The organism is Tractidigestivibacter scatoligenes, assembly GCF_001494635.1.
Lineage (GTDB): Bacteria > Actinomycetota > Coriobacteriia > Coriobacteriales > Atopobiaceae > Tractidigestivibacter > Tractidigestivibacter scatoligenes.
Genome location: NZ_LOJF01000012.1, coordinates 20917 through 40582, shown reverse-complemented (window position 1 = coordinate 40582; position 19666 = coordinate 20917). Strand labels below are relative to the sequence as shown.

Annotated in this window: 18 protein-coding genes; 12 read left to right on the top strand and 6 right to left on the bottom strand. The window is 63.5% G+C overall.

Annotation, left to right across the window (positions count from 1 at the left end; genetic code table 11):
- Positions 1–281: 281 nt before the first annotated feature.
- The 5 genes from map (at position 282) to AUL39_RS10115 (ending at position 5056) form a co-directional block, all read left to right on the top strand.
- Positions 282–1166 (top strand): type I methionyl aminopeptidase, encoded by an 885-nt coding sequence (map, locus tag AUL39_RS10135; RefSeq protein ID WP_059055914.1) that lies wholly within the window; start codon positions 282–284, stop codon positions 1164–1166.
- A gap of 280 nt (positions 1167–1446) precedes the next feature.
- Positions 1447–2016 (top strand): hypothetical protein, encoded by a 570-nt coding sequence (locus AUL39_RS10130; RefSeq protein ID WP_059055911.1) that lies wholly within the window; start codon positions 1447–1449, stop codon positions 2014–2016.
- Between the two features lie 130 nt (positions 2017–2146).
- Positions 2147–3220 (top strand): GDSL-type esterase/lipase family protein, encoded by a 1074-nt coding sequence (locus AUL39_RS10125; RefSeq protein WP_235810838.1) that lies wholly within the window; start codon positions 2147–2149, stop codon positions 3218–3220.
- 179 nt (positions 3221–3399) lie between these two features.
- A complete protein-coding gene (locus AUL39_RS10120) occupies positions 3400–4581 on the top strand; it encodes an MFS transporter (protein ID WP_059055906.1) in 1182 nt (393 codons plus the stop codon).
- On the top strand, positions 4517–5056 hold the full coding sequence (locus AUL39_RS10115) for a VOC family protein (RefSeq protein WP_328586095.1): 540 nt from the start codon (positions 4517–4519) through the stop codon (positions 5054–5056). The genes AUL39_RS10120 and AUL39_RS10115 overlap by 65 nt, the downstream gene beginning before the upstream one ends.
- A gap of 116 nt (positions 5057–5172) precedes the next feature.
- Here AUL39_RS10115 and AUL39_RS10110 read toward each other — a convergent pair whose 3' ends face one another.
- Entirely contained in the window at positions 5173–6450 is a 1278-nt protein-coding gene (locus AUL39_RS10110; RefSeq protein WP_059055904.1) for an SPFH domain-containing protein, read from the bottom strand.
- A 201-nt stretch (positions 6451–6651) separates the two neighbouring features.
- On the opposite strand from AUL39_RS10110, the gene AUL39_RS10105 reads away from it, so the two are divergent.
- From AUL39_RS10105 to AUL39_RS10085, 5 genes are all read left to right on the top strand, one after another.
- Complete coding sequence (locus tag AUL39_RS10105; RefSeq protein WP_059055902.1) at positions 6652–8484, top strand: hypothetical protein; 1833 nt, start codon at positions 6652–6654, stop codon at positions 8482–8484.
- Positions 8481–9992 (top strand): sensor histidine kinase, encoded by a 1512-nt coding sequence (locus AUL39_RS10100; protein WP_059055900.1) that lies wholly within the window; start codon positions 8481–8483, stop codon positions 9990–9992. Before AUL39_RS10105 ends, AUL39_RS10100 begins: the two co-directional genes overlap by 4 nt.
- A complete protein-coding gene (locus AUL39_RS10095) occupies positions 9989–10603 on the top strand; it encodes a response regulator transcription factor (RefSeq protein ID WP_059055898.1) in 615 nt (204 codons plus the stop codon). The genes AUL39_RS10100 and AUL39_RS10095 overlap by 4 nt, the downstream gene beginning before the upstream one ends.
- A 163-nt stretch (positions 10604–10766) precedes the next feature.
- A complete protein-coding gene (locus tag AUL39_RS10090; protein WP_059055897.1) occupies positions 10767–11501 on the top strand; it encodes a DUF4428 domain-containing protein in 735 nt (244 codons plus the stop codon).
- A gap of 62 nt (positions 11502–11563) precedes the next feature.
- Positions 11564–12430, top strand: a complete 867-nt coding sequence (locus AUL39_RS10085) for a DUF5004 domain-containing protein (RefSeq protein ID WP_153001628.1) — start codon at positions 11564–11566, stop codon at positions 12428–12430.
- A 349-nt stretch (positions 12431–12779) separates the two neighbouring features.
- Here the strand turns inward: AUL39_RS10085 and AUL39_RS10080 are convergent, their stop codons facing one another.
- From AUL39_RS10080 to AUL39_RS10070, 3 genes are read right to left on the bottom strand one after another with little or no spacing between them, the layout of a single operon-like run.
- A complete protein-coding gene (locus AUL39_RS10080; protein WP_059055893.1) occupies positions 12780–13484 on the bottom strand; it encodes a DNA alkylation repair protein in 705 nt (234 codons plus the stop codon).
- A 24-nt stretch (positions 13485–13508) separates the two neighbouring features.
- On the bottom strand, positions 13509–13832 hold the full coding sequence (locus AUL39_RS10075) for a nucleoside triphosphate pyrophosphohydrolase family protein (RefSeq protein ID WP_059055891.1): 324 nt from the start codon (positions 13830–13832) through the stop codon (positions 13509–13511).
- A gap of 37 nt (positions 13833–13869) precedes the next feature.
- Positions 13870–14115, bottom strand: a complete 246-nt coding sequence (locus tag AUL39_RS10070) for a hypothetical protein (protein WP_059055889.1) — start codon at positions 14113–14115, stop codon at positions 13870–13872.
- 170 nt (positions 14116–14285) lie between these two features.
- Here AUL39_RS10070 and AUL39_RS10065 point away from each other — a divergent pair, with 170 nt between their 5' ends.
- Together AUL39_RS10065 and AUL39_RS10060 are read left to right on the top strand one after the other, a co-directional pair.
- Complete coding sequence (locus AUL39_RS10065) at positions 14286–15485, top strand: Fic family protein (RefSeq protein WP_059055887.1); 1200 nt, start codon at positions 14286–14288, stop codon at positions 15483–15485.
- A gap of 111 nt (positions 15486–15596) precedes the next feature.
- Positions 15597–17210, top strand: a complete 1614-nt coding sequence (locus AUL39_RS10060; RefSeq protein WP_059055886.1) for a peptide chain release factor 3 — start codon at positions 15597–15599, stop codon at positions 17208–17210.
- 100 nt (positions 17211–17310) lie between these two features.
- On the opposite strand, the gene AUL39_RS10055 is transcribed toward AUL39_RS10060, so the two are convergent.
- Together AUL39_RS10055 and AUL39_RS10050 are read right to left on the bottom strand one after the other, a co-directional pair.
- Positions 17311–18510: an ABC transporter permease gene (locus AUL39_RS10055; protein WP_059055883.1), complete on the bottom strand. Its 1200-nt coding sequence runs from the start codon at positions 18508–18510 to the stop codon at positions 17311–17313.
- Entirely contained in the window at positions 18497–19666 is a 1170-nt protein-coding gene (locus AUL39_RS10050; RefSeq protein WP_059055881.1) for an ABC transporter permease, read from the bottom strand. Before AUL39_RS10050 ends, AUL39_RS10055 begins: the two co-directional genes overlap by 14 nt.

Genomic DNA, 19666 nt, shown 5'->3' with positions numbered 1-19666 from the left:
GCCATTCTCCTACCTGCGGCTCCGCAAAAAGTTAGATGTTTCGTACTCGTCGATTCGCCAAAATAGGGCCGTCAACCGCAAATTTCGGGCAGGGCAGCATGGATTACGACGTTATGACTAAGCTTTTTCACCAGCTGCGTGTCGGGCGCCTTGGTGGCCCGGTCATCCACCCTCGAAACGGTGTGATTAGATTAGTCTAACTTGCAATCCCGGCGTCGGCAGGCGCCCTGCGAGGGTATCGTTGAAACGGTAACCAAGCTCGACCCGATGGGAGAATCGCGATGTTTGACAGGCTGCCCGTTCCCGGGCGCAACGACCCCTGCTGGTGCGGGAGCGGTCGCAAGTACAAGAAGTGCCACGGCCCTGCGGACGAGCGCATGGAGCGCCTGTACCTTGACGGCGAGGAGATCCTGCCCCGCTCGCTCCTCAAGACCGCCGCAGACATCGAGGGCATCAAGGCGTCGGCCGCCGTCAACATGGGCGTCCTCGACTACGTTGGCGAGCACATCGCCGCAGGTGTCTCGACCATGGACATCAACCGGTGGGTAGAGGAATACCTCTCGGCGCACGATGCCGTCTCGGCAGATCTCAACTTCGAGGGCTATCCCTACAGCGTGTGCACCTCGATCAACGACGTTATCTGCCACGGCTTCCCCAACGAGAAGGACGTCCTTCAGGATGGCGACATCATCAACGTTGACATGTCCACCATCAAGGGCGGGTACTTCTCGGACTCCAGCCGCATGTACTGCATTGGCGAGGTCTCTGACGAGCGCCGGCGCCTGGTCGAGACTTGCAAAAAGTCCGTCGAGGCTGGCCTTGCGGCCGTGCGCCCCTGGGGGCACCTGGGCGACGTGGGTGCGGCGGTGAACGAGCTGTGCCGCGAGGCCGGTTACACCGTGGTTGAGGAGTACGGCGGCCATGGCATTGGTCGCGAGTTCCACGAGGATCCGTTCGTGAGCTTTGTCTCCGAGCGCGGTACCGGCCCCATCCTGGTGCCTGGCATGTGCTTCACCATCGAGCCCATGGTCAACGCAGGCGCGCCCGACATCACGACCGACAAGGCCAACGGCTGGATCGTGCGCACGGCAGACGGCTCGGATTCCGCCCAGTGGGAGGTCCAGCTGGTGGTCACCGAGGACGGGTACGAGCTGCTGTCTTGGTAGCTGGGCCCCTGATTCCGAACGTAAATTGGCGCTCCTGGCTAGCGCGGGGGTTTCGAACAGCCGTCCAGGCCGCCACGTGTTGATTTTGTCGCGCGGTGCGACGCTCGTGCTATGGTTTTCCTTGCGTGTAGCGCAAAGCCGCCGCGGGCAGGATGCCCCACAATGCCATCCCCGCGGCGAAAAGGTGTAGTTAGCAAAGCGTGCGGTTGCCCCTGCTGGGCGGCCGCACGCATTTTTTGTGTCGCGCGCCTGGCACCAGCGCGGCGGAGAGGAGCAAGGCATGCCAAAGAACAAGGTACAGGGAGTCATCTTTGGGATTCTCATGTCCGTCACCATGGCCTACGGGATGGAGGTCTACAACGTGGCATGGAAGATGGGCATCCCCACTATGCCCGGCGGTTTCTCCAACATGACCAACGATGTCTTCCTGGGTGCTCTGGTCGAGGCCTCGTATATGTGGCTCTTCGTGTTCCTGTTCTCGAATCTGCGGGGTACGCGCGGCGGCGCGGCGCTGGCGGCTCGCCTCACCGACTCCAAGCGCGACAGCGCCTTCATCCAGGGGACCATTCGCTCCTGCTGCACCGTCCTCATCATGTGCCCCACGATGAGCCTGGTTGCGAGCATACTCTTCAACGTCATTCTTGCTGGCATGCCTGTGGTGCAGCTCCCCGCCATCTGGGTGGGGACGCTCATCAAGAACTTCCCGATGGCGCTCCTGTGGAACCTCTTCGCGGCAGGTCCCGTCTCGCGCCTGGTGTTCGCAAAGTGCTTCTCGCATGTGGGAGAGACGAAGGCCGAGAAGGGCTCGGATGCGACGCCGCTTCAGGCCGAGTCCGGCAGCGAGATGTAGCGAGGCGGCGGCGTCCGCGATGGGCGCGGTTTTAGCTACGGGTATGTAACGTGTGAATTCCTTACACCTCCCTTTCACGCGGCTATCCTTCTGTACGTTGGAAGGGGTTTCGCGAGGGGGAGGTGTGCTTGTGAAGAGGCTTGGCATTGTCGCTATCGCCGCCGTGCTTGTGGCCTCGCTCGCGGGCTGCCGACAGTTCCCCACGAACGACGAAACCTCGTCGGATGCGGTGGGCGGGGACGCTCAGGCCGAGTCCGACCTCGATTGGCGCTATTACCCCGGTACCAGCGACGACGATACGCGCGAGATTGTCTGCTGGGGCGACAGCATGACCCAGGGCGTGGGCGCGGACACCGACGAAGGGGCGCTCGTCTCGCTTGCGGACCGGGAGCTGTACGATACCAGCTACCAGTCGTATCCGCAGGTTCTTTCGCAGCTCACGGGGCTCGACACCTACAACTTTGGCGTTGCCGGTGCCACCTCAGCGGAGATTGCCGCCATGCAGGGCGGTCTCACGTGGGAGGAGCTTGAGGCGGCCGAGCAGAGCGTGGAAGTCGCGGATGCGGACGACGCCAACGCCGCGGACGACGCCGGCGCCAACGACGCGGACGACGACGCGGACGCGGACGACGCCGACGATCAGCCCGTAAGCCACATCGACCCCGACGTCATCGAGGAGGGCGAGCAGCACACCGGCGACATCCTCGTGCTCGAGATTGGCAGCAATGGCGGCTGGAACAACGACTACCAGGTTCTTATCGACCAGTACCGCGCGATGATCGAGCGCTCTGGCTGCGAGGACTACCTCATCCTGGGCGATACCGACGACCCGGGCACCTCGGTAGGCGATACGAGCCAGGTCCCCTTTACGGAGGACTACGCCCCGCGCGAGACCAACTGGGAGGCCGCGCTTCGCGAGGCGTTTGGCGACCACTTCATCAACATGCGCGTCTTTCTCATCAAGCACGGGCTCGAGATCTCGGGTCTCACGCCCACCGAGGAGGACGTGGCGGACGCCCGCCTGGGATGCATCTCAAAGCAGCTGCGGTCCGACTGGACCCACCTCAACGCGCGTGGCTACTTTGCCAAGGCGGTCGCCGTCTACCAGCGCGGGGTCAAGCTGGGATACTGGTCTCCCGGCGAGGGGAGCATCGACGTCGCCAAGCCGCAGAGGCACCAGGCCAATGGTGCGAGCGCGGATTAACGCAGCACGACTTTCTCGCCCGTTCCCGCGCTTCTCGGCTATACTGCACTACGTCAATGAGCTGCCGCACGGCGTAAGTCCAATTGATGGCTACGCCGTCCAGCCGTGACGCTTCCGCGCATCATGCACGATCGAATCCCGCTGGACGGTCATTCTCGACCCGTCTAGGAGGGATTTTTTTGTCAGAAGCAACAACTGCTGCCGCGAAGGGCAAGGGCGAGCCCAAGCTGTGGACGCGTGACCTGGTTCTTATCATCTTGGTGAACCTGTGCGTCTTCACCAACCACATCATGAGCCTCTCGACCTTTCCGTTCTACATCCAGAGCCTTGGCGGCACCGAGGCCGTGGCGGGCATCTGCGCGGCGGCCTTCTCGTTTGTGGCCGTGATTATCAGGCCGTTTGTGGGCTGGTGGCTCGACAACGGCGTCCGTAGGGCAGCACTTGTCGTTGGCCTTGTCCTCATGGGCCTGGCGCCGCTGGGCTATGTGTTTGTCCCCGTGCTGTCCGTGGCGATTGCCATCCGCATGATGCACGGCGTCGGCCTGTCGTTCTCCAACTCGACTACCGCTACCGTGGCGTCCGACGTGATTTGCCGTCCACGCTTTGCCGAGGGCATGGGCTACTTTGGCATGGCGCCGGCGCTTGGCCTCTCGCTCATGGAGGGCTTTGGCTTCAACGCGCTTTACGCCGTGGCTGCCGTCATTGCTGGCCTGGGCCTTGTGCTGTTTGCGTTTGTGCGCGCGCCCAAGGTCGACGTTCCCAAGAAGAAGCTCGACCTGCGCACCATCATCAACCGTGACTCGCTGCCTGCTACGGTGACCATGCTCATCTTCATGTTCACCTTTGGTGCGCTCGAGAACTTCGTGGCAATCTTTGCCTCCGAGGCCTCGCTGCCTTCGGGCTCGATCTACTTCCTCGTGATGTCCGCGATGCTGCTTCTGGTGCGCATTACGCTGGGCAAGCTGGTTGACCAGCGAGGTGAGGCGTTCTTCGTCTACTCCTGCAACGCAGCCATGCTCGCGGCGTTCCTGCTTTTGGCATTTGTGCCCAACGCCGTGACGTATATCCTCTCGGCTGTGCTCGCGGGCTACGCCTTTGGTGGCCTCGAGCCGTCGCTGCAGTCGATGGCTGTGCACACCTCGACGGAGGAGACGCGCGGCTCCGCCAACTCGACGTTCCTCTGCGGGTATGACATTGGGTATGGCCTGGGTGGCGGCATCGCGGGCTCGCTCATCACGGGGCTGGGCTACTCGGCCATGTGGTCGATCGTGTCTCTCGCCTGCGTCCTGAGCGTGATTGTCTACGTGGTGTGGGCGCGCCACTCCGATACGTCGTTCAGCAAGAGGCTCGCCAACCGATAGCGCGTGCGCGGCGCTTGCCGCTGGTATCCTAGATCGAGTTAGTACGAGGGCGGACGCGGGCCGGTGCTCGCGTCCGCGTTCGCGTTCTTCGAAGGAGGCAATCACGAAGGCAAAGTTTGTCCATCGCTGCACGCATGTTCTGGACAAGGAGAAGACCATTGCGTTTTACGAGAAGGCGCTTGGCTTCCACGTGGTGAGGGAAATGGGCCCCGAGGACGGCTCGTGGACCAACACGTTTATGGAGAACGACGCGTCGCCGTTCCAGCTGGAGCTTACGTGGAACCGCGGGCGTACTGAGCCCTACGCCAACGGCGGCGATGACACCCACATTGCGTTTGAGGTCGACGACTACGACGCCTTCCACCGCCTGCACGAGGAGATGGGCTGCATCGTCTTCGAGAACCACGCGATGGGGCTCTACTTCATCGCCGACCCCGAGGGCCAGCGGATCGAGATTATCCCCGCGAAGGCGTAGGGACCGCGGCACATGAGACAAAGGGACTGTCCCTTTGTCTCATTTTCGAAGTGAGCCCTCCGGCGTCAATCCGGCGCCGGAGGGCTCGTTGTTGCAAGTGGCACGCCGCGCGTCGCTTACGGGCGCGGGCTACCGCAGTTGCCGCAGAAGCGCCCGGTGTTCTGGGCGCCGCACGAGCAGGTCCACGGCCCGTCAGCCGGCTGGGGCCTGGGGCTTCCGCAGTTGCCGCAGAAGCGACCGGTGTTTTGGGCGCCGCACGAGCAAGTCCAGGTCCCCGCGCCCGCCGCCGTGCCCGAGCCGCCCGCCGATGCCGCGCCCGCGGCGCCGCTCGGCGTACCCGACGACGGACCGCCTCCCGCGGCGCGGCCGCCGACACCCATGCCGTAGAGCCCCTGCATGTTCATGCCTCCGCCCATGGCGTTGGCCATCCCCATGCCCATGAACCCCATCGCCGCGCCGGCGCTGTTGGATGCCGCCATGCGCATGGCATCCGCCTGCGATGCCGCCAGGGTTGCCGCTGCCATCGTGGGATCGCGCATTACTGCGGCCTTCTGCAGCTCCTTGATCATTGCCTCGTCCTCGGGAGAGGCAACAATGGAGTTCACGCCAAACGCCGCCACCTCGATGCCGCGCATCTGCCCCCAGGACTCGGAGAGCTCCTCGTTGAGGGCCTGAGCCAGCTCCTTCGTGTGCGCGGGCACCGCCGAGTAGCGTACGCCCATGGCCGAGATGCGCGCAAACGCCGGCTGCAGCGCGGTGAGCAGTTCGCTTTTGAGCTGCGAGTCGATTTTGTCGCGCGTGTAGGGCTGCTCGACGTTGCCGGACACGTTCTTGTAGAACATGAGCGGGTCGACTATTCGGTAGGAGTACTCGCCGTTGCAGCGCACGGAGATGTCCACGTCCAGCCCGATGTTGTTGTCCACCACGCGGAAGGGCACCGGAGCGGCTGTCCCGTACTTGTTGCCCACAATCTCCTTGGCGTTGAAGAAGTAGACGCGCTGGTCCTTGCCCGTGTCACCGCCAAACGAGAAGCGTGTGCCCACGCGCTCGAACGACGCCCGTATCCTCTCGCCGAGCGAGCTACCCTCGCCAAAGAAGAGGCTTGGCTCTGTTGAGCTGTCGAACACAAACTCGCCGGGCTCGCCGCACGCCTCGACCACCGCGCCCTGCTCCACGATGATCATGTACTGACCCTCGTTCACGGCGATGATGGATCCGTTCGAGATGATGTTGTCTTCGCCGCGCGTGTTCGACGAGCGTCCCTGCGCCGAAACCCTCTTGCGTCCCTTGACCGCGAGGGTATTCGCGTCAAGCGAGTCGCAGTAGAAGTATTCGCGCCAGGAGTCGGCGAGAACCCCGCCCACGGCACCTATTCCAGCTCTCAGAAGTCCCATGGTTCACGCTCCTTCGTCGTTATTTCCGTTGGGCACGGTCGCCCTCACCATCAGGGTGATTCGCATGCCCCGATGGCGGAATTACCGAACGTCCCAAAACGCCTGCCGAACGTTGGCCACGCGACCCAAAGCGCGGTATCCGGCGCGACTAAAATGGGGTTATGGGCCGCCATTGAGGCGCGAGTGGGAGGGGGCACCCGCGTGAGCAGGTCTGATGACACGTTTGCGCGAAAGGTTATCGCCGGCGCATGCGCCGGAGGGGTCCTCCTGTGCCTGGCCCTCCTCGCCATGCAGGTGTTTGGCAGCATGCCCTCGCCCAAGCCGGGCAGCGCCATGCTCCTGCGCTGGTCTCCCTTCCGACCGCCGGATTCCTACAGCGTGGGGCCATCTGCCACCTCGGGATTCATGATTCTCATGGCTCCGGCAGCAGCGCTCTGGGGCTTCTCTGTCCACATGCGGTGCTCGGACGCGCAGATTCGCCACTGCCTCAAGGGCGTGGCGCTGCTCGTTGGCCTATGGATGCTCGACGTGCTCATCAAGTATCGGTGTCCCATCAATAGCCCTCAGCTCATTGCTTTTCTCTGGTACCTCTACTACGTGCCCATGACGTTCATTCCATTGCTCTGCCTGCTGTGCGCTCTGCGCGCGGCGGCTCTGGATGCCAGGCCCTGGGCTGTATTCCTGCGACGGGTTGCCTGGGCGACAAGCGCCGCAATCATTGCCTTGGTGCTCACCAACGGCATGCACCTGCAGGTCTTCTCTGTTGACATCTCGAGGTCAGACTGGCAGGAGGCCTACATCTACAACTGGGGCTACTGGCTTGCGGTGGCGGTCTATGCTGCGGAGTACCTGGGCTTCTTTGCTCTTCTCTTTGCCGCGTCGCGTCGGCGGCTGCACGGCGTCATCGCACTTCTCGTCATGACGGCAGTTCCCTTTGTTGCCTACTGCCTCATGTACGCGCTGCGCAACGAGCTTGCCATCAAGACGAACTTCTCCCTCAACTACTCCCTCATAGTGGTGATGCTTCTGGAGCTTGCGCTAGATCTTGGCCTCCTGCCGTCGTACTCGTGGTATGGCGAGGCCTTCTCGCGCCTTCCCCTCGACCTCAAAGTCGTCGACCGAGACGGCTCGGTTGCCTTTGCCACCAATTCGGCCGGTCCGGTGCCTGCTCCCGTCTTCGACCTCACGTTACGAGTCGCCCAGTCACGGACGCATGACAGGGTCACGAGGTTCAGGACCTCCGCCATTCCGCACACGCTCTTCAAGGTCTACGGGGTGAGTGGCGGGGCGGCGCTTCTCGGCGAGGACGTGGCCCTCCTGGACGAGCGGCGCCGCGTTCTTACCGCGCGTCAGGAGCGCCTGCGGAGAAGCAACGAGGTCCTTCGGCACGAGAGCGGCGTCCGTCGCGAGCTGTGGCGCCTCGAGAGCGAGGAACGCCTGCTCAGCAGTATTGAAGGGTCCATCTCGGACAAGGTGAGCCACATGCGTGAGCTTCTCGCTGCGCTGCCAAAGGGGAGCGAGGCGGATGAGCGTGCGCAAAGGCGGGACATGCTCACCGAGGTCAAGCTCCTCGTGGCCTATTGCAAGCGCAAGGGTGCCCTGGTCCTCTCCGAGAGGAGCAATCCCGAGTTCGACCGCGACCGCCTGCAGCTCGTCTTTAACGAGACGGCATCTGACCTGCGCTCCATTGGCGTTGACTGTGCGGCAGTGGTGAACTTGGATGGCGAGCTTCCCTCCGCGGTGGTGAGCGTGCTCTACGACTGCCTGTACGACGTGGCCTCCGTTGCGCTCTTTGCTGTCGACCCGATTCTCATGCTCTTTGTGAGCGGTGACGAGAGGCACGTTGAGATGCGGGCGGCACTGGACGTGGCACAGATGGACGCGGCGCGTTTGGAGGCCGCAGCGGCGAGCCTGCGAGAAGACCTCAAGGGTTCCCGCGGCACCCTCTCCCTTGAGCTGTCCCCAACCTCGCTCAACGCAGCGATTCGCATGCCTGTGGGAGATGCTGCGCGGGGAGGAGGCGGGGACAAGTGAACCATCTCTTCTCGATGAGGGCCTCGACGCTCATGGTTATCTGTGGGATCTCCTACCTTCTCACCGCTGGTCAGACCGTCCACGCGTGCTATGCCTCGGTACAACAGGACGGCAGATTGCGTTGGCTTCGCGTTTGGTATGAGGTCATGCTCGCCATCCACCTGCTCTTTGTCTGCGCTGTGTCGAATTCAGCGCTGGAGAACCAAGGCGCCATCCTTCTGTGGCTGCATCCCATGCTCCTTGGCGTGGAGGTGCTGCTCTGGGCAAACGCCCTTACCGCCGTGCTGGGAGGCGTGTGTGCCATTCGCCTGCGTCGTCCCTGGATGGCGGCGGAGGTGGCGCTTCTCGCCTGCTGTACACCGCCGGTCATCGCGGCAATGGGGGAGGGCTCCTCGCTGCTCCTGATCGCAGACGTCTCGTTCTTCGCGGCGCGCGTCCTTGCATTGCTGGCACTTGACGTTCGCGACAGCAAGACCTCGGTCTCGCGCCTCTCGCTCGTAGATGCCCTGGACGCCCTGCCCGAGGGCGTGATGTGGGTAAGCGAGCGTGGCGAGGTTCTCTTCATGAACGACGCCATGCGTGGGAGCCTCACGTCGTTGGGTCTTGCGACGGACCTTGCGGAAGCCCGTGGACTGTGGGGGCGGCTCGAGTCCCATGCCAGGGAGGTGGACCATGACCGTCTGATCATTGAGACTGACTCTCAGACGGCCCGCCTCTTTGTGCGCGATACGGTGGTGCTGCGAAAGCGTCGCTGCAGACGCATCATGGCGCTCGACGTGACCGAGGAGGTGGCGATCAACGCGCGTTTGGAGAGCGTCAACCGGCTCCTGGAGGCGGCGAACGAGGAGCTGCGCGCGTCGATGCAGCAGGTCCGCAAGGTGGCCGAGGCCGAGGCAATCATGCGCATGAAGGCGCGCGTGCACGACACCATCGGCTCGCGCCTCTCGATACTCCATCGCTTCCTCGAGGACGACCGCGACGACCCGCGGACGCTTAAGCAGGTCACGGGGCTTCTCAACAGCATCGTGGATGACCTTGCCGAGACGGACCTGCCTGCCGCAAGTGCTGGCCTGGAGTCCATCTGCAGCGCCTTCTCGCTTGTGGGCGTGGAGGTTCGGGTGGTGGGCGAGCTTCCGTCGGACGAGACGGTGGCCCGCGCGTTTGCGGAGATAGTCCTCGAGGCGGTGACCAACGCCGCGAAGCACGCCCAGGCGCGCCGCGTGGACGTGAGAGTCTGTCGAGGCCCTGGCGGTGCGGTGGCGTTGAGTGTGACCAACGACGGCTGTGTGCCAGAGGAAATTGTCGAGGGCACGGGCATTCCCGGCATGCGGCGGATTGCCGCGGCTGTGGGCGCCTCGTTTGACGTGAGCGCTGGGCCACCCTTCTCCGTCGAGGTCGTGTTGCCGGCGAGTGAAGATGGCACGGTATCGGAGGCGTGGGCCGGCGCGCTCGGCTCAGAGGACCAGGCATTCACCTCAGAAACCCAGGATGAAAGGGGGCGCGCATGATCCGCATCGTGCTTGTAGAGGACCAGGCGATGCTTCGGGACTCGCTTGCCTGCACCATCAACGCGCAGCAGGACATGGAGGTTGTGGCGTCTCTCGCCAATGCCGCGGATGCCCTGGAGGCAACGCGACGCGCCGGCGCTACCTGCGCGCTTCTCGACGTGTGCACCGAGAACGATTCGAGTGGCATCGTGGCGGCGCGCCTCATCAAGGAGGAGTTGCCTGACGTTCGGGTGGTTGTGATGACGGGGCTTCCCGAGATTACGTTTGTCGAGCGTGCGCGCGAGGCGGGCGTGGACAGCTTCGTCTACAAGAACGTTGGGACGGGCGAACTTCTCGGCATCATTCGCTCGACCATGGAGGGCTACTCCACGTTCCCGCTCTCCAAGCAGCGAATCATCCCCGACGGCGTGGAGCTTACCCCGGTGGAGATAGACATCCTTCGCCTGGTGTGCGAGTCAAAGACGAGAAAGGAAATAGCCGCGGAACTCTACCTCAGCGAGGGAACGGTCAAGCGGCACATCTCGGAGATTCTCGCCAAGACCGGTTACGACAACATCCTGCGCCTGGCGGTGCACGCCGTCTCCAACGGCCTCATCGTCCCCGGGATGTGAGACAAGGGGACAGTCCCTTTGTCTCATTTTGGACGTCGCATCATGCCCCGCGGTTCCGGATGGGCCGCGGGGCACTTCTGTGCGCGGAGGGCTCGCGACACAATCTGTGGTGACGGGTGTTGGGGACGCAGGCAATCGTGAGAGGTGGAAAGGAGAGGCGACCATGGGACTGTTCGGAAAGATGTTCGAGAAGAAGACCTGCAGCATCTGCGGCGGAGAGATTGGGCTTCTCGGCAACCGCAAGCTCGAGGACGGCAACCTCTGCAAGGAGTGTGCCAATAAGCTCTCGCCGTTCTTCAGCGACAGGCGCCGCTCGACGGTCGACCAGATCCGCGAGCAGCTCGACTGGCGCGAGGCCAACAAGGCGCGCGTGGACGCCTTCAACGTCACGCGCACGCTGGGCTGCGACACCAAGGTGCTCCTGGACGAGGACGCCGGCCGCTTCCTGGTGACCTCGGTCTCGCGCTGGCGTGACGCGAACCCGGACGTGCTGGACTTCTCGCAGGTCACGGGCTGTGACACCGAGACGCGCGAGAGCCGCACCGAGCTTCACTGGAAGGACAAGGACGGCGAGCAGCACAGCTACGACCCGCCTCGCTACGACATCGACTACGACGTCTACGTGACCATTCACGTGAACGTCCCCTACTACGACTCGATCACGTTCAAGGTGAACGACTACCGGATCGAGGAGCGCAACTCGGTGGAGTTCCGCGAGGCAGAGCGGCAGGCGGGCGAGATTCGCGATGCCCTCACGCAGCTGCGCGAGAGCGAGCGCGAGAAGGTCGCTGCCGCCTCGGCGCCAAAGACGGCGCGTACCTGCCCGTTCTGCGGCGCGACGACCATCCCGGACGCCAACGGCCGCTGCGAGTACTGCGGCGGGGCCATGGGCGCATAGGAATCTGGCTTGGGGAGTTGTGGTGCACGGCGCCATTGGAGAGCAGAAGGGAAGTGGTGGAAGTGAGTATCAGGAAGAAATGGGTGGCCATGCTGGCGTCGGTGTTCGCGCTCTGCCTCGTGCTGGCGGGCTGCGCGGGCGGCGGAGACGCGGCCAAGAACTACGTTGGCGACTGGAAGCTCGTGGGCATGGAGGAGAACGGCGAGGCTACCAGCGCCGATGACATCAAGCTCATGGAGGACATGGGCCTGAGTGTTACGATGAGCGTCAAGGAGGACAAGACCTTCTCGATGAACGTAATGGGCGAGGAGATGTCTGGTACCTGGGAGGCAAAGAGCGCCTCTGAGGCCACGTTCACCATCGAGGGGCAGAGCGTTCCTGCCAAGCTCGACAATGGCGTCCTGACCCTGGAGTCGGACGGCACAAAGATGCAATTCGAGAAGGGAACGGTGGCCGCGAGCTCGGGTGGTGCTGGTTCGAGCGGCGCCGCGGCGACCAGCGGTGGCGCCACCACGGGCGGTACCGAAACGCCAACGAGTACGGATAACGGGACCACGGTGGTTGACGGTGGCGAAGAGGCTGTTGTTCCCATTGGGCTGACCATTGCCGACGATGACATCTGCACGATTGAGATTGTCGACAAGAAGGCCGACTGGGCTGGCGATCCGGGCTATACGCTCAAGATCACGAACAAGTCCGACAAGTCCGTCACCGCCATCGCCCAGTACGGAACGTTCTCGGTTGACGGCAAGATGGTGGATCCTGGGCTGGTAGAAACAATTCAGCCCGGGAAGTACGCCGAGTGCTTCATGTGGTTTAGCGACAATGACGTTGCGAGCCTTGACCAGCTGGTGAACGTCGAGGGCGTTATCGAGGTCTACGATGACGATACGTACGACACGCTGGGCGAGTATCCGTTTGCCTTCTAGTGTGCGTTCGCCGCGTGCTTGCGTTGGGGGTTGGCCCCGGGTCCGTGCGGCCCGGGGCTGTTTGCTGGCGCCAGAGGTGCGGTGTTCGCGGCTAGTACGTAGAAAAGTGACCCTACGGTGTCGCTCCTTCGCAATTTTTGAACACGAGGTCACGCCGGAAGCCCGGGAAAGACTACGGGGAGCCGGATTCATCCACTGGAAAATGGCAGGGAGGGCCAGACTTATCCCTGGCAAGAGTCGGAGAATATCGCTTTCTCTGAAACGGCCGCAGCGTTTTCCCAGTTGAGGTGTGCCAGTTTTAAGAGAGAGCGATATTCTCCGCGGTTCGCAGGCGGCGCAGATACCGCACCTACCTCCGCAGACGGCGCAGCGCGTCCTTGGTCTCTGCGGGCACGCGCAGGCTCTCGATTCCCTTGCGGATGGCCATGCGCCGAAGCTGCGGATCAAGCTCGGACGACGCAATGGCCTCCAGGGCGTCCTCCTCATGGGGAACGAGCGCCTCCGCCAGGTACCAGGCGATCATCATGCGCACGTAGTACTCGCCGTTGTCCGCGGCCACGGCCAGGCGCAGCTGCGAGGGGTGAAAACCCTCGCCGAGAAGGTCGCGCATGAGGATCGATACGCCAAAGCGCCTGGTGAAGGTGTGTTCCGAGGCCATCCAACGCTGGGCGAGAGGCAACAGAACCTCTTGCTGTTGCCCGCCCAGGGCCTTTTCGTTGTGGAATGCGCGTGGGTTGAGCGCGTCGCACACGCACCAGTTGTCCACAAAGGGGAGAAGTGCATCCAACAGGCGCACCGCGTCGGCGACCTCGCTCGTCTCGTTAAGCACAAAGGCGTGAACCAGGTACTCCTCGTACCAGCGGTGGGGCAGCTCGGCGAGAAACGCGTCACGGTCGCCCGAGCGAGAGACCTCCCGCGCAAGACGGCGTAGCTTGGGCACCCGGACGCCCAGCATGGTTGCAGGGTCCGCCGTTGCAACTACTCGGGCGTTGAACTCCCGGTACTGTCCGTCCTTGTCGGCTAGCTCGCGCAGCCTGTCCTCGACCCACTGCATGGGAACCGCCCTCCGCAAGCTGCGCTATGACGCATCCTCAATGCCTAGGCTGCGCTGCCTCTCGGCAAGGAATTCCCCCACGCACTCGTCGAGGCTCAGCCCCGTGCGCTCCGCCAGGACCGCGAGCCACCACACGCACTCGCCGATCTTTGCGGGAAGGGTGGCGTCGCCGGATGAGGGCCAGCGACCCTCCTCGTCCATAATCAGTCGCCCTACTAGGCCCGCGTCGGTGAGAAAGGCGAGCGCGTCCTCCTCGACCGTCCATTCGGAACCGTGGATCTGGCGTTCAAGCTCATGATAGCGTGCGCGAATCGCGACGGACTGTCGTTGCGCCTCGCTTAGCTCCATGCTTGTTCTCCTCGACTGGCATTGCGTGCTGTTTGTCTTACATGACGCAGCTGGTGCCACGCTCTCCGCGGTCCGCGTCACCCAGCACGTAGGTCGTGCTCGCGCGGGCCATGTTGAGCTCCGCCAGCTCAAGCTCGCCGTCAATGTAGGGCTGGTAGAACTTGTCGATGCCGCAGGCGTCAAGCGAGCAATCACCGCAGTCGTCGCCCCAGGCAAGCGCCTCGGCTACGATCTGGATGCGCTCCTCGCGCGTGGTGTCTGCAATGCTCGTGCTTCTCGTCATGCGTGCCTCCCTTTGCATTTGCCCCAGTATGGCACGACGGACGTTCGGTGGCAGTTCAAGGATCAAGTCCTGCTGTTTTGTGACTCGCTTCTTTTGTATACTGATAACGGAAGTGAATATTAATTCACTTCCGTTAATTGTCCCAAGGAGAAGCGAGTGGCGGTTCCCACATGAGCAGCTGGCCATGCGTGACATTCGAGACGGTGCCTTGGCACTTCGATCCAGATGCGCTTGAGGGTGTCTCGAAGACCATGCGCAGAAGGATTGACAACACCTACCAGGCAGCGGTTCCTCCGTTTATCGCGAGGTGCGAGGTCGTCCTCCCTCCGGAGGTCGAGACGCGCATCCAGGAAGTGCTCGTCCTCCTCGCCCGCTTTGATGGCGAGCAGCGAGCCAGGGGATACCAGCTGCCAACCCTGCTTCTCCGGAGCGAGTCGTCGGCAAGCTCTCAGATCGAGAGACTCACCTCAAGCGCCCGCAATGTCGCCCTGGCGGAGCTGTCCGACGGTGCCCCGGCCAATGCTCGCCTCATAGCCGGCAACATTGCCGCCATGAACAGGGCGCTGAGCCTGCCCGATGGCATCTCGGCGGAGGGAATCTGCTCGATTCACGAGGCCCTCATGAACCGAGGGGGGCAAACGTTTGGGGGAGAGATACGCAGCGAGCAGGTCTGGATTGGAGGCACGCCGTACAGTCCGCATGGAGCCTCCTTCGTTCCGCCGGTGGCAGAGCGCGTCCCGGGGCTCCTGGAGGATTTGTCGGAGTTCGCGGCGCGCGGAGACGTCGGTTCGGTGGCGAAGGCGGCAATTATCCATGCGCAACTGGAGACGACCCACCCGTTTGTCGACGGCAACGGCAGAACCGGTCGCGCGCTCATTCACAAGGTGCTTCGTGACGAGGGCGTGCTAAAGTACGCAACCCTGCCGGTGTCAGCGGGACTCCTCCACAACGTTGATGCCTACATGGAATCGATAACACGCTACCAGCAGGGCGACGTAGCAACCGTTGTTTCTCGGCTTGCCGACGCCTTGGAGCTTTCCTGCCAAGTGGGGTACCGAGCCTCTCGTGAGTTGGATGCTATTCTCGAAGAGTGGGACTCGGTCATGAACGAGCGCCAGGGCTCGAGCATTCGGAAGCTGCCGCCTCTGCTTGTCCGCCAGCCGGTCGTAGACATTGCGTTTGTCGCACGCGAGCTCGCAATCTCCCCTCGCGCGGCGTCGACGCTCGTGGGAAGGGCATGCGAGTACGGCATGCTTCGCCCCATGGGCAATAAGAGGCGTGGGGAGTACTACCAGTCGGATGCCATCCTCGCGGTACTTGAGCAGATTTCCGATATCCAAGGAATCAGGCGAATGATCTCGGGGTCCTAGGCCCACCCGCCAGCCCTCGTCCGTCTCGGCATTTTGTGCAATGCGGCGCACACTGCCCTGTGTTAGCTACAATACGCGAGGTCAGTTGCATAGAAACAAGATGGGAAGCACATGCCTAGCATTGCGGAACAGGTGGCCTCGCGGCGCACCTTTGCCATAATCTCGCACCCGGACGCCGGCAAGACAACGCTCACCGAGAAGCTCCTGCTCTACACCGGCAGCATCCAGACGGCGGGCTCGGTCAAGGGCAAGGCCAGCGCGCGCCACGCGGTCTCTGACTGGATGGACATCGAGAAGGAGCGCGGCATCTCCGTGACCTCCTCCGTCCTGCAGTTCACCTATGACGGCGCCTGCGTGAACATCCTTGACACCCCCGGTCACCAGGACTTCTCCGAGGACACCTACCGCACGCTCATGGCGGCGGACGCGGCGGTCATGGTCATCGACGGCGCGAAGGGCGTCGAGGCCCAGACCATCAAGCTCTTCAAGGTCTGCACGCTGCGCCACATCCCCATCTTCACCTTTGTGAACAAGCTCGACCACGACACGCGCGACCCCTTCGACCTCATGGAGGAGATCGAGGACGTCCTGGGGATTGGAACCTACCCCATGACCTGGCCCATTGGCTCGGGCCGCAACTTCAAGGGCGTCTTTGACCGCAATTCTCGCCGCGTCATTGCGTTCGAGGGCGACGGCCACGCTAACGCCACCAAGAAGGTGGGCGAGATCGAGGCCGAGCTGGGCGATCCCGCGCTGGATGAGCTTATCGGCGAGGAGAACCACAAGAACCTGATGGACGACATCGAGCTGCTCGATGGCGCGGACAACGAGTTTGACCTCGATGCCGTGCGTCACGGGCGTCTGACCCCGGTGTTCTTTGGCTCGGCTCTCACCAACTTTGGCGTGGAGCCGTTCCTCAAGGACTTCCTGCGCCTGGCCCCGCCGCCGCTCTCCTATACCGACACGCTGAGCGGCGAGCCGGTGGAACCCTCGCGCGACGAGTTCTCGGGCTTCGTCTTCAAGATCCAGGCCAACATGGACCGTCGGCACCGCGACCGCATCGCGTTTGTGCGCATCTGCTCGGGGAAGTTTGAGCGCGGCATGGACGCCTACCACGTGCAGGGCGACCGAACCATCAAGCTTGCAACCGGTACGGCGATGATGGCAGACGACCGCGCCACCGTGGACGAGGCCTACGCTGGTGATATCGTGGGCCTCTTCGACCCGGGCCTCTTCTCGATTGGCGACACCATCTGCGCGCCGGGCATGCGCGTGCAGTACCCGCCCATCCCCACCTTTGCGCCCGAGCACTTCGCCCGCATCACGCAGGTGGACACCCTCAAGCGCAAGCAGTTCGTGAAGGGCATGGAGGAACTGGCGCAGGAGGGCGCGATCCAGATTTTCCGCGAGCTGGGCACCGGCCTGGAGAGCGTGATTGTGGGCGCCGTGGGCGTGCTGCAGTTTGAGGTGCTGGAGCAGCGCCTTAGAAGCGAGTACCACGTCGAGGTGAGCAGGACGTCGCTGCCGTACTCGATCATCCGCTGGATCCAGAACTCGCCCGACGAGCTGGACGTGCGCACGCTCAAGCTCACGCGCGAGACGTGCCGCGTGGAGGACATGCGCGGCGGCCGCCTGCTGCTGTTCACGAGCGACTGGAACCTGGACTGGGCCATCGAGCACAACCCCGACCTGCAGCTCTCGGAGTTTGGCAACGTCACCTTCTAGCGCGTGGGCACCTGTGCCCGCCACACGTTCGAACCCGAATGTGTGACCCGCGCAGGTCGATACAGATTCGAACGACGAATGTGTTGCGCTTTTCACCGCTTCACCCGGCAATGGAATCCCGTTGCCCGGTAACTGAATCCCGTCCCAGCGCCAGGCCTACCAGGACGGCGGCCACGCCGAACAGGGCGCAGATGCCCAGGTTCCCCACAAGCGGCAACACGGTCGCGGTGCTCACCTCGCCCATGCCGGCAGCGCCTTCCACCACCAGCGTCACCCAGTATGCCGGGGTGAAGTGCGCCACGGCGAGAAGCTCGTCCGGCAGAAGCGAGAGACCCGTCCACGCCCCGCCAAGAAATGACATCACCATGCCCAGGATGTTCGCCAGCGCGTTGGCGGCGTTCTCGCTCACGCCAAGCTGCCCCGCAAGAAAGCCAATGCTCGCCGATACCAGCGCGTAGACGAGAAGCGCCGCCCCCACAAGCGCCAGCTGCACGGGCGAGTTTGCCAGCGCAGAGCCGCCCAGCACCGCCACCTCAAGCCCAAAGTTCCACGCCCAGGCGATAAGGGCGATCGCCACGCAGGCACCGAACAACGCCAGGTTGCGCACGCGGCCGGGCTCGGGCGAGGCGAGCCTGCGGTCGCGTACCGGCCTGCGTCCCACGGAGGACATGAGCACCGCAATGCAGACCATCGCGCTCGAGAAGATGGGGTACGAGGCAAACTCCGCTGCCGTGACGATGCTCGTGGGCAAGGGCGACGCGGCCTGCTCAATCATGCTCACTTGGGTGGAGCCCTCCCATGCGGCGTCCGTGGCGTCAATCACGTCTTCAGCACTGCCGCCAAGCGTGGATGCCATGCCATAAAGACCGTCGGCATAGCCGGTGACCTCGATGTCCAGCAGGCGTCCCATGCTCGAGTAGTACGACACGTAGGTCTCCAGGTCCGGTGCCTGCGTGCCCTGCCGCGCGGCGTCGAGCAGCCCCTCGCCCCATCCCTCGGGAATAACGAGCAGGTAGCTCACCTGGTCGCGCGCTACGGCGTCTTGGATGGCGCGCTTCTCATCCGCCACCTGCACTTGGTTGTTGCCCTGAAGTACGTGCTGCGCCAGCGCGGCGGAGAGCTCAGAGCCGTCGCGGTCGATCACGGCAACGTTTGCCGGCGCAACCTGGAACTCGCCAGTGTTGCCAGAGTACGCGGAAAGTCCGATGACCACGCCCACAAGCGAAAGCATGACCAGGTAGATGGCAATGTAGACCCGATGCGAGAGGAAGATCTTGAGGTAGGTCCTAAAGGTGGTCATACGAGGTCCTCCTCAGGCGGAAAGACGCCAGGGCGAGAAACACGAGCGTCATTATCAGCAGTGCGGCAACGCTCTCGAGAAAGGCGTCGGGCGTGTCGTAGTAGAGCAGCGCATAGAAGCTGTTGGTTGTTTGCCAGAGGGGGTTTGCGTGCGCAAGGGCTGGTACGGAGGTCTCGATGGTGTCTGCGAGCTGCTGTGATGCCGTGCCATAGAGGCCTGTGAAGAGCGAGAGCAGGCAGGTGATGCCGGATATCATGCTCGTCTCCATGCGGGTGACGGTCCCGCAGAGAGTGCCTGCCGCGCACGCCATGAGCGAGGACGCCGCAAGGGCAACCACCACGCCAGAGGCGTCGTTTCCAAACGAGACGCCCGCCACGCCCCACATGAAGAGAGCCGCCACCAGTAGGCACGCAAACTCGCAGAGCCACGCGCCGAGAAGCGCGCCCACAAGCATGCGCCAGCGGGGCACGGCAGCAAGCGCCTGCCTGGCGCCAAGCGGCCCTGCAGTGGGAAGGAGCCTCCGCACCGACACCATGGCGGCGGTTGCCCCCATACCCGCGGCCATGGCGAGAAGCGCGTAGTAGTAGCGCGCGTCGGGGCTGGGCGGGTTCTTGGTTGCCGTGAGCCGCACCGTCTGGACGGCGCTCTCGGTGAAGGCGCCGATGGCCTCGCCCGTGGCGAGAAGCTCCGGCCGCGTGGCCGCGACCTTCTCGGCCGCCGCGCGTGTGTGCTGGTAGGTGTCCAGGATTTCGGCAAGGACCGAGGTGGGGAGAGTGCCGTTCTCGGAGAGGCTCGCGTTGGTCACGTGGAGCTGCGGCGCGCCCTCCGCGTCCACGGTGAGATAGGCATCTACCTCGGTCGCATTGGCGGCAGCCTCGGCGTCTGCCGCGCTTTCGTAGTAGGTCACGTTGCAGATGTGGTCGCTCGAGGTGGGGTCAGAGATGGCCTGAATCGTCTCATCCAGGCCCATGGCGGCCGAATAGTTCTTGTCGCGCACCACGCCCAGCGTGGAGCCCACGGTGGTGTAGGCGTCCTGGATTCCCGAGAACATGCCCATGAAGATGAGGGTCATGATGATGGGGAAGGCCAGCGTCCACACGAGGAGCGCCTTGTCGCGCGCGAGCGAGAGCACGCTGGCCCTAAGGCTTGCAAGCAT

Bases quoted from the DNA above. Each gene is read 5' to 3' on its own strand.
- map (WP_059055914.1), top strand. From the start codon at position 282: ATGTTTGACAGGCTGCCCGTTCCCGGGCGCAACGACCCCTGCTGGTGC.
- AUL39_RS10130 (WP_059055911.1), top strand. From the start codon at position 1,447: ATGCCAAAGAACAAGGTACAGGGAGTCATCTTTGGGATTCTCATGTCC.
- AUL39_RS10110 (WP_059055904.1), bottom strand. From the start codon at position 6,450: ATGGGACTTCTGAGAGCTGGAATAGGTGCCGTGGGCGGGGTTCTCGCC.
- AUL39_RS10095 (WP_059055898.1), top strand. From the start codon at position 9,989: ATGATCCGCATCGTGCTTGTAGAGGACCAGGCGATGCTTCGGGACTCG.
- AUL39_RS10090 (WP_059055897.1), top strand. From the start codon at position 10,767: ATGGGACTGTTCGGAAAGATGTTCGAGAAGAAGACCTGCAGCATCTGC.
- AUL39_RS10080 (WP_059055893.1), bottom strand. From the start codon at position 13,484: ATGCAGTGGGTCGAGGACAGGCTGCGCGAGCTAGCCGACAAGGACGGA.
- AUL39_RS10075 (WP_059055891.1), bottom strand. From the start codon at position 13,832: ATGGAGCTAAGCGAGGCGCAACGACAGTCCGTCGCGATTCGCGCACGC.
- AUL39_RS10070 (WP_059055889.1), bottom strand. From the start codon at position 14,115: ATGACGAGAAGCACGAGCATTGCAGACACCACGCGCGAGGAGCGCATC.
- AUL39_RS10065 (WP_059055887.1), top strand. From the start codon at position 14,286: ATGAGCAGCTGGCCATGCGTGACATTCGAGACGGTGCCTTGGCACTTC.
- AUL39_RS10060 (WP_059055886.1), top strand. From the start codon at position 15,597: ATGCCTAGCATTGCGGAACAGGTGGCCTCGCGGCGCACCTTTGCCATA.
- AUL39_RS10055 (WP_059055883.1), bottom strand. From the start codon at position 18,510: ATGACCACCTTTAGGACCTACCTCAAGATCTTCCTCTCGCATCGGGTC.
- AUL39_RS10050 (WP_059055881.1), bottom strand. From the start codon at position 19,666: ATGCTTGCAAGCCTTAGGGCCAGCGTGCTCTCGCTCGCGCGCGACAAG.